This is a genomic window from Microbacterium sp. FW305-3-2-15-F-LB2 (assembly GCF_058787255.1).
In genome coordinates this window covers 3,331,786-3,345,501 of record NZ_JBYSZO010000001.1, presented here as the reverse complement: position 1 = coordinate 3,345,501, position 13,716 = coordinate 3,331,786, and the positions used below count along the sequence as shown (strand labels likewise).

15 protein-coding genes are annotated in these 13,716 nt (G+C 70.8%); 13 read left to right on the top strand and 2 right to left on the bottom strand.

Features of this window, described 5'->3' with window-relative positions; translation table 11 throughout:
* Positions 1–63 precede the first annotated feature (63 nt).
* The 8 genes from AC3WLZ_RS16100 to AC3WLZ_RS16065 all read left to right on the top strand — a co-directional run bounded on the left by AC3WLZ_RS16100 (position 64) and on the right by AC3WLZ_RS16065 (position 8,155).
* Entirely contained in the window at positions 64–1,110 is a 1,047-nt protein-coding gene (locus AC3WLZ_RS16100; RefSeq protein ID WP_492470744.1) for a Gfo/Idh/MocA family protein, read from the top strand.
* Positions 1,107–1,847 carry a hypothetical protein gene (locus AC3WLZ_RS16095; protein WP_492470743.1) on the top strand — a complete coding sequence of 247 codons (741 nt, stop codon included), beginning with the start codon at positions 1,107–1,109 and terminating at the stop codon, positions 1,845–1,847. Before AC3WLZ_RS16100 ends, AC3WLZ_RS16095 begins: the two co-directional genes overlap by 4 nt.
* A 105-nt stretch (positions 1,848–1,952) precedes the next feature.
* Positions 1,953–2,969, top strand: a complete 1,017-nt coding sequence (locus AC3WLZ_RS16090) for a VOC family protein (protein ID WP_412925929.1) — start codon at positions 1,953–1,955, stop codon at positions 2,967–2,969.
* A gap of 34 nt (positions 2,970–3,003) precedes the next feature.
* A complete protein-coding gene (locus AC3WLZ_RS16085; RefSeq protein ID WP_492470742.1) occupies positions 3,004–3,951 on the top strand; it encodes a fumarylacetoacetate hydrolase family protein in 948 nt (315 codons plus the stop codon).
* The gene (locus tag AC3WLZ_RS16080; RefSeq protein ID WP_492470741.1) at positions 3,948–4,940 is read left to right on the top strand and encodes a cyclase family protein; all 993 of its coding nucleotides are present in this window, start codon (positions 3,948–3,950) and stop codon (positions 4,938–4,940) included. The genes AC3WLZ_RS16085 and AC3WLZ_RS16080 overlap by 4 nt, the downstream gene beginning before the upstream one ends.
* A 37-nt stretch (positions 4,941–4,977) precedes the next feature.
* Positions 4,978–6,111 (top strand): FAD-dependent monooxygenase, encoded by a 1,134-nt coding sequence (locus tag AC3WLZ_RS16075; protein WP_492470739.1) that lies wholly within the window; start codon positions 4,978–4,980, stop codon positions 6,109–6,111.
* Positions 6,108–7,133 carry an amidohydrolase family protein gene (locus AC3WLZ_RS16070; protein WP_492470738.1) on the top strand — a complete coding sequence of 342 codons (1,026 nt, stop codon included), beginning with the start codon at positions 6,108–6,110 and terminating at the stop codon, positions 7,131–7,133. Before AC3WLZ_RS16075 ends, AC3WLZ_RS16070 begins: the two co-directional genes overlap by 4 nt.
* Positions 7,130–8,155 (top strand): fumarylacetoacetate hydrolase family protein, encoded by a 1,026-nt coding sequence (locus AC3WLZ_RS16065; protein ID WP_492470736.1) that lies wholly within the window; start codon positions 7,130–7,132, stop codon positions 8,153–8,155. The genes AC3WLZ_RS16070 and AC3WLZ_RS16065 overlap by 4 nt, the downstream gene beginning before the upstream one ends.
* A 22-nt stretch (positions 8,156–8,177) precedes the next feature.
* Here AC3WLZ_RS16065 and AC3WLZ_RS16060 read toward each other — a convergent pair whose 3' ends face one another.
* A complete protein-coding gene (locus AC3WLZ_RS16060) occupies positions 8,178–8,420 on the bottom strand; it encodes a hypothetical protein (RefSeq protein ID WP_492470735.1) in 243 nt (80 codons plus the stop codon).
* Between the two features lie 270 nt (positions 8,421–8,690).
* Here AC3WLZ_RS16060 and AC3WLZ_RS16055 point away from each other — a divergent pair, with 270 nt between their 5' ends.
* The 5 genes from AC3WLZ_RS16055 to AC3WLZ_RS16035 all read left to right on the top strand — a co-directional run bounded on the left by AC3WLZ_RS16055 (position 8,691) and on the right by AC3WLZ_RS16035 (position 13,062).
* The gene (locus AC3WLZ_RS16055) at positions 8,691–10,205 is read left to right on the top strand and encodes an MFS transporter (RefSeq protein WP_492470734.1); all 1,515 of its coding nucleotides are present in this window, start codon (positions 8,691–8,693) and stop codon (positions 10,203–10,205) included.
* A 33-nt stretch (positions 10,206–10,238) separates the two neighbouring features.
* Positions 10,239–11,819, top strand: a complete 1,581-nt coding sequence (locus AC3WLZ_RS16050) for a GMC oxidoreductase (protein WP_492470733.1) — start codon at positions 10,239–10,241, stop codon at positions 11,817–11,819.
* A 35-nt stretch (positions 11,820–11,854) separates the two neighbouring features.
* A complete protein-coding gene (locus tag AC3WLZ_RS16045) occupies positions 11,855–12,244 on the top strand; it encodes an ester cyclase (protein ID WP_492470732.1) in 390 nt (129 codons plus the stop codon).
* 84 nt (positions 12,245–12,328) lie between these two features.
* Positions 12,329–12,616: a hypothetical protein gene (locus AC3WLZ_RS16040; protein ID WP_492470731.1), complete on the top strand. Its 288-nt coding sequence runs from the start codon at positions 12,329–12,331 to the stop codon at positions 12,614–12,616.
* Positions 12,613–13,062 carry a BLUF domain-containing protein gene (locus tag AC3WLZ_RS16035; RefSeq protein WP_492470730.1) on the top strand — a complete coding sequence of 150 codons (450 nt, stop codon included), beginning with the start codon at positions 12,613–12,615 and terminating at the stop codon, positions 13,060–13,062. Before AC3WLZ_RS16040 ends, AC3WLZ_RS16035 begins: the two co-directional genes overlap by 4 nt.
* Here AC3WLZ_RS16035 and AC3WLZ_RS16030 read toward each other — a convergent pair.
* Entirely contained in the window at positions 13,059–13,640 is a 582-nt protein-coding gene (locus AC3WLZ_RS16030; RefSeq protein ID WP_492470729.1) for a TetR/AcrR family transcriptional regulator, read from the bottom strand. The genes AC3WLZ_RS16035 and AC3WLZ_RS16030 overlap by 4 nt on opposite strands.
* Between the last annotated feature and the right edge of the window lie 76 nt (positions 13,641–13,716).

The following is a 13,716-nucleotide window of genomic DNA, read 5'->3' as shown; positions in this document are numbered from 1 at the left end:
ATCTATGGTTCATTAGTCTCGGACTTCAGCGTTATTCGGGCTGAAGTGGCGCGAAGGAGCGACATGACCTGGGGTGTGGGCATCATCGGGGCAGGACCCGGGGTCGCGGCTCTGCATGCGCCGACGCTCGCCCGCACGGCTGGCGACTTCCGGGTGGTGCACGTCAGCGACGCGGGCAGCGGTCGCGCCGCCGCCATCGCCGAACGCTTCGACGCCCGGTCCTCGTCGGGCGTCGAGGACCTGCTGAGCGACCCCGACGTCGAGGTCGTGGCGGTGTGCAGTCCGCCCGAGCGCCACGCCGCGCACGTGCGAGCGAGCCTTGCCGCGGGCCGTCGCGCCATCTTCTGCGAGAAGCCTCTCGCCACCACCCTCGCCGAAGCGGAGCAGATCGTGTCCGAGTGCGCCGAGGCCGGCGCGCTGCTGGTGGTGGGGACCAATCACCTGTTCGATCCCGCGTGGTCGCGTGCCACTCACCACCTCCACGCCACGCGCGACCGGGTGCGGTCGGTGTCGGTGACCCTGTCCCTCGCCCCGAACGGTCGCTATCACGAGCTCGTGATGGGCGCGCCGCTCCCGACGGCACCGGGTCCCGTCCGGTCACCGCTCGACCCGGACGACGTCGAACTCAACGCCCGGATCGTGCGCCAGCTCGTCGTCGGACTGGCCGTGCACGACCTGCCGCTCGTCCGCGACCTCGTTCCCGATGCGACCGAGGTCGTGTGGGCGCGAGCGGTCGCACCGATCGGGTTCGACCTCGCCCTCCGTTCCGCCGAGGCGCTCGTCCGTGTCACGGCCGTGATGGGTCCCGAGGGTGCGGACTCGCTATGGCGCGTCAACGTCGCAACCGACGGCGCGCGCATCGACGTCGAGTTCCCTCCGCCGTTCGTCCACGCCGGCAGCGCCCGGACGACGGTCCGCGATGGACGCGGCATCCAGACGGTGTATCCGATCGACCGGCGCGACGGCTACGACGCCGAATGGCGCGCGCTCGCGTCACTGCTGCGAGGAGAGACGGCGATGGAGTACGACGAGCTTCGCGCGGATGCCGCGTTCGTCATCGCCGTGGCCGATGGCGCTGCCGCCGCGATTCGCTCGGGGGTGGCCGCATGAGCGCGATGCCGGTGTGGACCGACCTCGCCGCGTATCGCGCGGCCGTCGCCGAACTCGCCCCCCTCGTGCGACTGGCGGATGCCGACGCGACCGGCGTGCTGAGGATCGTCGACGGCCGCGGCGCGTGGTGGGATCGCGTGGAACGCCTGACCGATGCCGCCGGGGTGGTGGTGGACGAGCCGCAGCCCGCTCCCGCTGCAGCCCACGAGCGGCTGCGCGCGCTGGATGTGCCGATCGTCGTCGCCCGCCGTCGACTGCGCGCCGACGTGGTCGCCGCTCTCGCGCCGGTCCCCGCGGCGCACATCGTGATCGACGCATGGGGGTCGCCGTCCGAGGCGGCGATGCTCTTCCGCGATGCCGTCGGTTGGGCGAGGGTCCTCGCGGGCGGCCCACTCGAGGTCCTCGCCCACGCCGCGACCCCGAGCGCCGACACCCTCGCCCTCGCCGCGGGGTCGGTCGGCGTCACGGTCACGCGGGCCCTGGGCGGATCGGGGGTCGGCGACGTGCTGACGGCGACCGTCCTCGGGCCGCGCCGGGTAGAGGTGCGGATCGATTCCGCGGAGTCGACCATCCAGGTCGCGTACGACGACGCCGAGGGTCGGCGCCTCATGCCTCCGAAGCGGGAGGTGGCCGAGCGCGTGGCACTCCGGAGGCTCCGGGATGCCATCATCGCGGGCGCGCGACCGGGCGATCTCGCGGAGCTGGCCCACGACGACGGCATCCTGGGCGTCGAATAAGCCCCGTCGATAGTCGGCATCCACAGGATCGGCTTCCCTGATACGGACTTCGGTCGGATAGTGGAAGAAGAGTCGGAACGGCCCGATTCACCGAAAGGATCGAAGATGATCAAGCTTCTCTCGCACCTGTCCTTCGTTGCGATCACGACGCCCGATGTCGATGCCTCGGTGGACTTCTACGTCAACCGCGTGGGTCTGACCGAAGTCGCGCGCGAGGACGACCGCGTCTACCTCCGCTGCTGGGGCGACTACTACTCCTACTCCGTCGTCGTCGTCCGCGGCGACGAGCCCGCGCTCGAGACCATGGCCTGGCGCACCTCGTCGGCCGAAGCGCTCGAAGAGGCCGCGAAGCGCGTCGAGGCGACCGGCATCCAGGGCGAGTGGTTCGAGGGACGCGGCATCGGCCGCGCGTACCGCTTCACCGGCCCGTTCGGCCACAACATGACGCTGCACTGGGACGTCGAGCGTCACCGCCCCGAGCCCCACACGGCCTCGATCTTCCCCGACCGCCCCGAGAAGCGCAGCTCGATCGCCGGCGCTCCCCGCCAGCTCGACCACGTCACCGTCGCCACGAGCGACGTCGACGCCTTCGTGAAGTGGTACGTCGACACGCTCGGCTTCCGCTTCATGGCGCGCACCGTCCTCGATGAGGCCCCGATCTCGGTCTTCTCGGTGCTGACGACGAACGAGAAGTCGCACGACCTCGGCGTCGTGCTCGACGGCTCGACCCGCGCCGGACGCATCAATCACTACGCCTTCTGGGTGGACACCCGCGAGGAGCTGCTCATCGCCGCCGACACCCTCATGGAGAACGGCATCCCGATCGAGTACGGCCCGAACATCCACGGCATTGGCGAGCAGACGTTCCTCTACTACCGCGAGCCCTCGACGCTGCGCATCGAGCTGAACACCGGCGGCTACCGCAACTACGTGCCCGACTGGGAGGCCAACACCTGGAAGCCGTCGCTCGGGTCGAACAACATGTACCGCAACGGCGCCATGCCGATGTCGATGACCGAGTCGTTCCCGCCCGCCGACGGCCCCAGCGCCACGGAAGAGGGTGTGCCCGACGAGATCAAGGACGCCCTGCTCAACCCCTACGCCGTCCAGGGTCGGGGCTGAGCGTCGATCCCCGTCGGGAGAAGTGAGCACCACCATGACCACCGCACCTTTCGCCCTCGCGCGTTTCCGAGACGGGGATGCCGTGCGCGTCGGCCTCGTCGCCGGCGACCGCATCCGCGCGCTGGCCGACGACGAGCTCGGCGGTGGCCTGAACGCGTTCCTCGCCGACCCCGACTGGGATCGCATCGAAGCGCTCGCCGCGGCGCCGGGGGAGTGGCATCCGCTGTCGGAGGTCACTCTCACGGCGCCCGTCGAGCCGCGGCAGGTGCTGCAGACCGGCGCCAACTACCGCCAGCACGTCATCGAGCTGGTGGCGGCGGGTCTGACGCAGAACACCGATCGCACCCCCGAGGAGGCGCGGGCGTTCGCCGCCGACATGATGGACGAGCGCGCCCGCAGCGGCGAGCCGTACTTCTTCATCGGGTTGACGGCGTGCGTCGTCGGCGACGACGTGCCGCTCGTTCTCCCGGGGTACAGCGACGTGCACGACTGGGAGCTCGAGCTCGCGGTCGTCATCGGGCGCGAGGCGTTCCGCGTGTCGCGCGAGGAGGCGCTCGACCACGTCGCCGGGTACACGATCGTCAACGACATCACCACGCGCGACCTCGTGTTCCGCAAGGACATGAAGGAGATCGGCACCGACTGGTACAGCGCGAAGAACGCGCCCGGGTTCCTTCCGACGGGCCCGCTCCTCGTGCCCGCGCGGTTCGTCGACCCCGCGGACACCCCGGTGCGCCTCGAGCTCAACGGACAGGTGATGCAGGATGCCAACACCTCCGATCTGCTCTTCGACGTGCCCGCGCTGGTGTCGGCGGCATCCCAGACGCATCCGCTGCTGCCCGGCGACCTGCTGCTCACCGGCAGCCCGGCCGGCAACGGCCAGCATTGGAAGAGGTTCCTCCGCGACGGCGACGTCATGACGGGGACGATCGGGGCGCTCGGCACGCAGGTCGTGCACTGCGTCGCGGAGGACGTGGCGTGAGCGCGCCGTCGGAGAGCCCGGCCGACCTCGACCGGCAGAACCCGGAGGCAGAGATCGGCGCGCGCGCCGAGGCCTACCGGAACTGGGGGCGGTGGGGCGAGGACGACGTGCTCGGCACCCTCAACTTCATCGACGCCGCGAAGCGCCGGGAAGCGGCCGCGCTCGTCCGGGAGGGGCGCTCGATCTCGCTCTCGCAGCGCTTCGACACGGACGGGCCGCAAAAGGGCTGGCGTCGGCGCACCAATCCCGTGCACACGATGACCGACACGGGAACGGATGCCGAGCGCGGCAACCAGGGCTTCCCGCACGGCATCGGCGGCGCCGACGACGTCATCGCGATGCCCCTGCAGTGCTCGACCCAATGGGACGGCCTCGGGCACATCTTCGACCACGGATTCGCGTGGAACGGGCGCCGGGCGGGCGACGTCGTCACGAGCGACGGCGACCTCGTCACCGGCATCGAGCACGCCGCCGACGTCATCGTGTCGCGCGGCGTGCTGCTCGACATCGGCCGTCACCTCGCGCCCGAGACCGGCGAGCTCGCCGACGGCTATGCGATCACCGCCGCCGACCTCGACGCCTGCGCAGCCGCCGAGGGAGTCACCGTCGGCCGGGGTGACATCGTGCTCGTCCGCACCGGCCAATTCGCGCGCGTGCGTCGCGACGGCTGGGGCGACTACGCGGGAGGACCCGCGCCCGGGCTGTCGCTCACGACCGCCGGGTGGCTGCACCGCACCGAGATCGCCGCGATCGCCACCGACACGTGGGGCTTCGAGGTGCGGCCGAACGAGTTCGACGTGCCCGCCTTCCAGCCGCTCCACCAGGTCGTCATTCCCAACCTCGGGCTCACGATCGGCGAGATGTGGAACCTCGAGGCGCTCTCGGAGGCGTGCCAATCTGCGGGACGCTGGGAGTTCCTTCTCTCGGCGCCGCCGCTCCCGATCACCGGTGCCGTCGGGTCGCCGGTGAACCCGGTCGCGCTGCTGTAGATCTTGATCACCGTTGAAAGAACAGAGAGGTTCTGACATGACCGCCGTTCAGAAAGTCGCGATCGCCGGTGCCGGCGTCGCGGGCCTGGCATCAGCCATCTTCCTCGCGAGGGCCGGTGTCGAGGTCGACCTCTACGATGCCCAGCCGGCGCTCTCCACGCGCGGCTCGGGCATCACGCTGCAGGGCAACGCGCTCCGCGTCTTCGACGAGCTCGGCGTCTGGGGCGAGGTGGCCGCTGCGGGCAAGGCGTTCGAGGGTCTCAACCTCCGCGCCCCCGGCCCCGGTGCGCCCGTCGTCGCCGCCCTCCCCGACCTCAAGACCGGCGGGCCCGACTACCCCTCGACGATGGGCATGTCGCGCCCCGATCTCGCGCGCATCCTCCTCGCCGCCGCCGAGTCGCACGGCGCGCGCGTGCACTTCGGCCGGCGCGTGACCGGCCTCTCGCAGACCGACGACGGGGTCGCGGTCGAGATCGACGGCGAACCGGCTGGCACGTTCGACCTCCTCGTCGGTGCCGACGGCCTGCATTCCTCGGTGCGCGAGATGATCGGCATCCACGTCTCTCCCGAGCAGACGGGCATGGGCATCTGGCGTACCTTCGTGTCGCTGCCGCGGGACGTCGACCGCAGCGAGCTCTACTACGGCGGCCCGATGTATATCGCGGGGTACACGCCCACCGGCGACGACACGATGTACGCGTTCCTCGTCGAGGCGGCGCAGGACCGCTCACAGGTGTCGCCCGAAGAAGCGCGGCGCATCATGGTCGAGCAGTCGCGTGCGTACGACGGGCCGTGGAATCACATCCGCGCCGACATCGAGGCCGGCGCCGACGCCAACTACACCTGGTTCACCCGTCACCTCGTCGAGGCGCCGTGGAATCGCGGCCGCGTCGTCGTGATCGGCGATGCCGCGCACAGCTGCCCGCCGACGATCGCGCAGGGCGCCGCGCAGGGTCTCGAGGACGCGGCGGTGCTCACCGAGCTGCTGGTGGAGCGGGATGCCGTGGACCAGGCGCTGTGGGACGCGTTCCACGAGCGCCGCGTGGCGCGGGCAACGGCCATCGTCGACGCGTCGGTGCAGCTCGGGCAGTGGCAGCTCGACGGCGTCCGCGACGCCGACATGGGCGGTCTGATGTTCGGTGTCGCGCAGCTCACGGCGGCCCGCGCATGAGCGCCGTCGAGGCGCACGGCGTCACCGATGTCCACGCCCACCTGCTCATGCCGGGACTGCACGCCGAGGTCGAACGGCGCGTACCCGACGATGTGCAGGCCGCGGCCGACCTCGAGCTACGCCGTAACGGCCTGGCGAGCCTGCAGGCCTCGGGCCGCATGATCGGCGAGCGCTTCCCGCGCCTGACCTCGGTCGAGGCGCGCCTGGCCGCCATGGACACCCAGGGAGTGGATCGGCAGTGGGTCAGCCCCTCGCCGAACCACTTCTACCCGTGGGCGAACGAGGGCCTCGCGACGTGGGCGACCGGCGAGGCCAACCGCCTCATCGCCGAGCACGTCGCCCAGGCGCCCGACCGTCTCGTCGGCCTCGGTACCGTGCCGCTGCAACACCCCCATCTCGTGGTCGACGCTCTCGACGACGCGGTGCTCGGTCGCGGGCTCGCGGGCGTCGAGATCTCGTCGTTCGCGGGCGATGTCGAGCTCAGCGACGACCGGCTCGAACCCTTCTGGGCCCGGGCGGCGGAGCTGCGCGCGGTGGTGTTCCTGCACCCCTTCGGCTGCTCTCTCGATGAGCGCCTCGACCGGTTCTACCTGTCGAATACGGTGGGCCAGCCCACCGAGAACGCCGTCGCGCTCTCGCACCTGATCTTCGCGGGCGTGCTCGACCGGCATCCGGGACTCCGCCTGGTGGCGGCGCACGGTGGCGGATACCTGCCCACGGCCATCGGTCGATCGGACCGCGCCTGGAAGGTGCGGCCCGAGGCGCACGGCTGCGCTCACGCTCCCTCGAGCTACCTCTCGAAGCTGTGGTTCGACACGGTGGTGCACGACGAGCGCGCGCTGCGCTGGCTCGTCGAGGCGGCCGGGGCCGACCGGGTGCTGCTGGGCAGTGACTTCCCCTTCGACATGGGGCTCGACGACCCCGTCGGGTTCGTCCGTGGCGCGGAGCTCGCCGACGCCGACGTGACCGCGATCCTCGGCGGCAACGCCGAGGCGCTGCTGCGCACGCGGGTGCACGCGTGAGGATCGCGCGGTGGGTCGACGGCGCCGACATCGGCGAGGGGTTCGTGGACGGCGAGACCGTGGTGCCATTCCCGGACGGGCTGCGTGTGGCAGAGGTTCTCGCGCAGGGGCTAGCGTCTGCGCGCGCGCTGTTCGCGCGGCGCGACTCGGCGGCGGCGCGGTCGCTGGCCGAGGTGCGGCTGCTCGCCCCGCTCGTGCCGACCTCGATCCGTGACTTCGTCGCCTTCGAAGAGCACGTCGAGGGCGTGAGCGCGTCGGTCGACGGCAAGAGCGAAGTCGTGCCCGAGTGGTACGAGGCGCCGACGTTCTACTTCACGAATCCGCACACGGTTCGTGGGACCGGCGATGTCGTGGCCATCCCCGAGACGCTGAGGCTCGACGTCGAACTGGAGCTGGCCGCCGTGATCGGCGGCGTGCCCGGCTCGGAGGGGGAGAACCTGGATGCCGAGGCCGCCACCGCCCACATCTTCGGGTACACCGTGATGAACGACTGGTCGGCGCGTGACCTGCAGTCTCGGGAGATGAAGGTGCGGCTCGGCCCCGCGAAGGGCAAGGACTTCGCCATGACGCTCGGTCCGTGGATCGTCACGGCCGACGAACTCGAGCCGTTCCTCGACGCCGAGGGCTTCCTCGCGGTGCGCGCGGAGCTGTTCGTCAACGGCGAGCTCATCGGGCACGACCTCGTGTCGAACATGGGCTGGCCGTTCCCCGAGCTGGTGATGTACGCCGCGCGGAACTCCGTCGTGGTCCCCGGGGACGTGCTGGGGTCCGGGACGGTCGGCAACGGCGGATGCCTCGGCGAGCTGTGGGGCCGCCGCGGCGGCCTCGACCCGCGTCCGCTGGAACCCGGCGACGAGGTGCGCATGGTGATCGAGGGCGTCGGCGAGATCGTCAACGTCGTGGGGGAGCGTGTGTCCGCTCCGGCGGTTCCGCGGGCGCGGGAACGGTCGCGGGCGCGGATCCGGCACGACTCCGTCGTCCCCGGGGGCGCGACGGGCGCGGGAGTCGCGGCCGGGCGCTGACCACGGGGAGGGTGCTCCTCCTTTACGTCCCCCAGGTCCGGCGGCGGTGCTCGCGGGAGAGGGGTACGACGCGGATGCAGGCGTACGTGATGAGGATGACGGCGACGGCGAGACTGACCGCCCAGAGGATCCAAGATCCCTGGTCATCGGACTGCAGCGCGTTCGCCAGGAATGACCCCTGAACGAAGAAGCTCAGAACCATCACGAGGATGTAAGTGCGGATGCGCGACACCAACGCCTTGTCGCTCAGGGCCTTGTCGGTCATGGCTGCCCCCTTGGGCGGGACGGGCCACTGCTCCGGGGGGTGGCGGTGGTCCTCGTGCTCTGCGCACAGGGAACCATAGATGCCTCGCCAGGGGCAGATCTGTTCATAGGTCGTTCACATCGACCGGCTCCCCACTAATGTTGAAAACAAACATAAGTCGGGGTATGCTGAATGCGACGTCGGGGCCTGCACGGTCCGTTCGCGCGGTGAGGGAGCCGTAGCGGCACACACGGTCGCGTCGATCGCCTGGTCTCACGGGTGCCTCTTCCGATGACTGTGTCTCCTTCTGTCCTTTCCCCCCTCCGCCTTCGCGTTCTCGTCGGGGCCCTGCTCGCGGTGTCCTTCATCGGCGCCCTCGACCACACGGTGGTCTCGACCTCGCTTGCCACGATCGCCGGTGATCTCGGCGCGCTCGAGCACATGAGCTGGATCATGGTCGGCTACACCCTGGCCGCCACCGTGATGCTGCCCGTCCTCGGCAAACTCGGCGACGTGGTCGGCCCCCGCGGCGTGTTCCTCGCGTCGCTCGGCCTGTTCCTCGTCGCCTCGCTCGCGTGCGGCTTCGCTCCCGACCTCGGCTGGCTGATCGCCGCCCGCGTGGTGCAGGGACTCGGCTCCGCGGGGCTTCAGCTCATGTCGCAGACGATCATCGCCCGCGTCACCAGCCCCCGCCAGCGCCCCCGCTATCTGGCGATCATCGGCACCGCCTTCCCGGTCGCGATCGTCGTCGGACCCGTCGTCGGCGGTCTCATCACCGACTTCTGGGGATGGTCGTGGGTGTTCTGGATCAACATCCCCGTGGGGGTGGCGGCTCTCGCGCTCGCCGTCATCGCGGTGCCGCGTCTCCCCGGTGGGGCCCACCCCCGCTTCGACATCCCCGGATCGGTCGTCTTCACCGGCGCGCTCGTCGCGCTCGTCCTCGCCGTGACCTGGATCGGCGACGACGCGCTGCGTCCGGCCGCGCTCGCGTGCGCGGCGGTTGCGGTCATCGGCATCCTCGCCCTCATCGCCATCGAACGGCGGGCGGCCGAGCCGATCCTGCCACCGCGCATCCTGCGCAACCGCACGATCCTCGCCTGCCTCGGACTCTCGCTCATCGTCGGTTCGGGCCTGTTCGCGATCGTCGCCTACGTGCCGACCTACATCCAGATGGCGTACCGGACGACCGCCACCGTCTCGGGCCTCGTCCCGATCGCGACCGTGCTCGGCATGCTCGTCAGCAACCTGCTCACCGGGTGGCTGGTGAGTCGCTCGGGTCGATATCGCTTCTACCCCGTGTTCGGCACCGTGCTGGGGGCGGCGGGTCTGGCGACCATGGCCGCGCTGCCCGCCGGGGCGCCGCTGTGGGTGCCGATGATCGTGATGGCCGCGGTGGGCATCGGCACGGGCTCGTTCACGAACCTGATCTTCGCCGTCGTCCAGAGCGCGGCCGCCCGCTCCGACCTCGGGGCGGTCACCGCCACCACGAATCTCGTGCGCCAGGTGGGCTCTGCCGTGGGCACGGCGATCGTCGGCGGCGTGGTCGGCTTCGGCGTCGCCGCGTCCCTCCCTGTCGGTCTGGATGCCGACACCCTCACCCCCGCGGTGGTCCGCGCAGCGTCCCCGGACGTGCAGGACGCCGTCGCCGTCATCTACCATGACACGTTCGCGCCGGTGTTCCTGGGGCTCGCGCTCGTCTACGCGTGCGGGATCGTCTTCGCGCTCCTGCTGCCCGGAGGGCGCCTCTCCGACGACGCGCCCGCGCCCCTGGCCGCTGTGTCCGACGTCGACCGTCAGCCCGCCTGATCTCTCAGCCCGCCTGATCTCGAAGGAGAGAACATGTCCGACACCCCCACGATCGCCGTCGTCGGCAGCGGACCCATCGGCGCCGCCTACGCCCGAGTGCTGCTGGAGTCGCTTCCGCACGCCCGCGTGATCATGTTCGAGGCGGGCCCTCAAGTCACCGAGCGTCCCGGCGAGAGCGTGCGCAACATCGTCGACCCCGACGAGAAGGCCCGCGCGCGCGAACGGTCGCAGGGGCCCCAGGCGGGGGAGTACCGCGACTCGCTCGGCCTCCCCTCGGGCACGATCGTCGAGGGCATGTTCACGGCGCGCCAGGGGACGCACCTGCTCGACTTCGGCGGGGAAGGCTCCGCGCACGCCCCGACCTTCCCGGCGGCAGCGGCCGCCACGAACGTCGGGGGCCAGGGGGCGCACTGGACGTGCGCGATCCCTCGGCCGGCGTTCAGCGAGAAGCTCGACTTCATCGGCGACGACGAGTGGGAAGACCTCATCTCCACCGCCGAAGACCTGCTCCACAAGCAGAGCGCCGCGTTCTCGGACTCGCCCGTGGGCGCGGCCATCCGCACCCTCCTCGACCGCGAGTTCGGGGCCGAGTTGCCCGACGGCTACGGCGTGAGCACGCTGCCGGTCGCGGGTGACCCGCAGCCCGACGGCACCATGCGCTGGGCCGGGACCGACACGGTGCTGGGCCCGCTCATCGAGCCGGGCACCGACACCGCGGAGCGTTTCGAGCTCCGCGACCTCACCCTCGTGCGGCGCATCGAGCACGACGGTGCGCGCGTGCGAGGTGTGGTCGTGGAAGACCTCCGCACGCACGAGGAGGCGTTCGTGCCGGCCGACGCGGTCGTGGTCGCCGCCGACGCGTTCCGCTCTCCGCAGCTGCTCTGGGCCTCCGGCATCCGCCCCGCACCTCTCGGCCGGTATCTCACCGAGCACCACGTCGTCATCGGAACCGTCGTGCTCGACGGGGAGCGCATGAGCGAACTCGTCTCCGACGACGAGCTGGAAGCCGAGCTCGCGCGGCGCGCGATGAACCCCGCCGACCCGGTCGCCGCGGTCAATCGCATCCCGTTCTCCGAGCCCGAGCACCCGTACTCGGCGCAGATCATGTACGCCGAGACGCCGCCCTTCCCGCTCGACCCCGCCCACCCCGCCGCGGGGAACCGCTGGGGGTACATCAACATGGGGTTCGGGACGCGGAAGTTCCCGCGCGTCGAGGACGGCGTCACGTTCAGCGACGACGAACTCGACTACCGCGGTCTGCCGAACTTCACGATCGAGTACGCCCTGACCGAGCGGGAGGATGCCGAGATCGCGGAGGCGACCGAGCGCCTGCGTCGCGCCGGCGCGGCGCTCGGCTCGTTCATCGCCGAGCCGCGGCTCCTGCCGAACGGGTCGAGCCTGCACTTCATGGGGACGATGCGCGCGGGCACCGACCCCGAGACCTCCGTTGCAGACCCGTACTCGCGGGTGTGGGGCTTCGAGAACCTGCTCGTCGGCGGCAACGGCCTCATCCCGACGGCGAACACGATGAACCCGACGCTCACGAGCGTCGCGATCGCCGTCCGCGGCGCACGCCGTCTTGCGGAAGAGCTCGGTGCCATGCGTGACGCGTGACCCCTCACGCTCCCGACCGCCCGGATAATCGAGAGGTGGAGGAGTGGGAGACGCGCGAGTGGTTCCAGGAGTTCCTCGACGCGATGAACCGCCACGATCCCGAGGCGCTGCGCGAGTTCCTCGACCCGGGCGTGCGCCGTGCGCATCTCCCCGCCGGCGCGGACGCGTGGCTCGACGAGTACGCCGACCTGCTTCGCGGCTTCCCGGATTGGCAGTGGCGACGCATCCAGGTGCTCGTCGAGGAGGATCGCCTCGCCGTCCACCTCCGCGGAAGCGGCGCGCACACGGGAGTGTTCCGGCACGTGGCGCCGACGCGTCGACGGGTCAGCATCGCTTCTTTCGCGATGTACCGGGTCGTGCGCGGGCGCATCGTCGAGGCATCCGGAACCGACGACGCCGAGGCGATCCGGGCCGCTGTGGTCTGACCCGGTTGTCTGTCAAGTGGCGCGGGGTGTCGGCGGTCCCCGGTACGTTCGGAGGGTCCCTCTGTCGGGGCGGAAGGACATCGCATGACTGCTGACGATCGCCCCGGGGCCGGGATCGTATGGTCTCGCGTCGAGGAAGGGTTCCACGTCGCGAGCGCGCGCGGAGCATTCCTGGGCTACATCGACCGTGAGGCCGACGGGACCTACTGGGCCTACAACGGCCGCTCCCGTCCGGTCGGGCGCTTTCCCGGTCTCGTCGCGGCGATGGCGGCCGTGACCCATGCCTACACGCAGGCGACGGCGGCCGCCGCCCCCGAGATCGAGCTCCGTCAGGTACGGGATGCCTTTCCCGGATCGGGGGTCCTCTCTTGATCGACAACCTCTACTCACTCACGTACTCGAGCACCGCGGCCGTGCCGTTCGACGACGGCGACCTCGCGCGCCTTCTGGAGTCCAGCCGCGTCGCCAACGTCGGCACCGACCTCTCGGGCATGCTGCTGTACCGCGGGGGCCGGTTCCTCCAGGTCCTCGAGGGGCCGGAGACGGCAGTTCGGGATGCCATCGACCGCATCGGCCGTGATCCGCGGCACCGTGACCTACGGATCCTTGTTTCGGAACCGATCGAGGAGCGCCGGTTCGCCGACTGGACGATGGGATACGAGCCGATCGGTGCGCCGACCGCGCCACCGCCCGCGGGCTTCCGTGACAGCTTCGACGACCTCGACTCCGGAGACGAGACCCTGACGGCTCGCGCGCTCGCCGAACTGGCCCTCTGGTTCCGGGCGCGGTCGGTGGTCACGCAGCGGCGCGTCGGCTAGCCGGCCGCAGGGCCGAGGATCGCGACGAGCAGTCGGTCGATGACCGCGTCGTCCATCGGCGATCGGCTCAGCACGCGCAAGAGGATGGCGCCGACGAGGGCCTCGGAGAGTTCCGCGAACGGTGCTTCGGCGGCGAGGTTAGGTTCCGTGCCCGCGGCGACACGCAGTCGGTCCGCGAGAGAGTCGGCGTCGGCGAGACTGTCACGCAGGCGACGCCCGATCTCGGCATTCTCGGTCGCGGCCGCGATCAGGGAACGGATCAGGGGTTGTCCGGACTCGCTGTCCATGACCGCGGCGATCGCCCGCAGCCACGCGGTGAGATCGTGGCGGATATCGCCGGTGTCGGGGAGGGAGAGCTGGCCGGGGAGCAAGGCTCCTTCGAGCAGGCACTCGGCAACGATGTCGCTCTTGGACGACCACCACCGGTAGATCGTCTGTTTGCCCACGCCCGCGCGCGCGGCGATGCCCTCGATCGTCAGATGGTCGTAGCCGCGCTCGGCGAAGATCTGCGCGGCAGCGGTCAGGATCGACCGCCGGGCGGCTTCGCTCCGCACGGGTCCACTGCGGGATTGCGCCATGGAGCTTCCTATCAGTTGAGACGAGACGGTCCGTGTTACTTTATCGACGGCGTGCCGGCACCCTCCATGGTCCCGG

Bases quoted from the DNA above. Each gene is read 5' to 3' on its own strand.
- AC3WLZ_RS16040 (WP_492470731.1), top strand. From the start codon at position 12,329: ATGACTGCTGACGATCGCCCCGGGGCCGGGATCGTATGGTCTCGCGTC.
- AC3WLZ_RS16090 (WP_412925929.1), top strand. From the start codon at position 1,953: ATGATCAAGCTTCTCTCGCACCTGTCCTTCGTTGCGATCACGACGCCC.
- AC3WLZ_RS16055 (WP_492470734.1), top strand. From the start codon at position 8,691: ATGACTGTGTCTCCTTCTGTCCTTTCCCCCCTCCGCCTTCGCGTTCTC.
- AC3WLZ_RS16100 (WP_492470744.1), top strand. From the start codon at position 64: ATGACCTGGGGTGTGGGCATCATCGGGGCAGGACCCGGGGTCGCGGCT.
- AC3WLZ_RS16075 (WP_492470739.1), top strand. From the start codon at position 4,978: ATGACCGCCGTTCAGAAAGTCGCGATCGCCGGTGCCGGCGTCGCGGGC.
- AC3WLZ_RS16060 (WP_492470735.1), bottom strand. From the start codon at position 8,420: ATGACCGACAAGGCCCTGAGCGACAAGGCGTTGGTGTCGCGCATCCGC.
- AC3WLZ_RS16050 (WP_492470733.1), top strand. From the start codon at position 10,239: ATGTCCGACACCCCCACGATCGCCGTCGTCGGCAGCGGACCCATCGGC.
- AC3WLZ_RS16095 (WP_492470743.1), top strand. From the start codon at position 1,107: ATGAGCGCGATGCCGGTGTGGACCGACCTCGCCGCGTATCGCGCGGCC.
- AC3WLZ_RS16085 (WP_492470742.1), top strand. From the start codon at position 3,004: ATGACCACCGCACCTTTCGCCCTCGCGCGTTTCCGAGACGGGGATGCC.
- AC3WLZ_RS16030 (WP_492470729.1), bottom strand. From the start codon at position 13,640: ATGGCGCAATCCCGCAGTGGACCCGTGCGGAGCGAAGCCGCCCGGCGG.
- AC3WLZ_RS16070 (WP_492470738.1), top strand. From the start codon at position 6,108: ATGAGCGCCGTCGAGGCGCACGGCGTCACCGATGTCCACGCCCACCTG.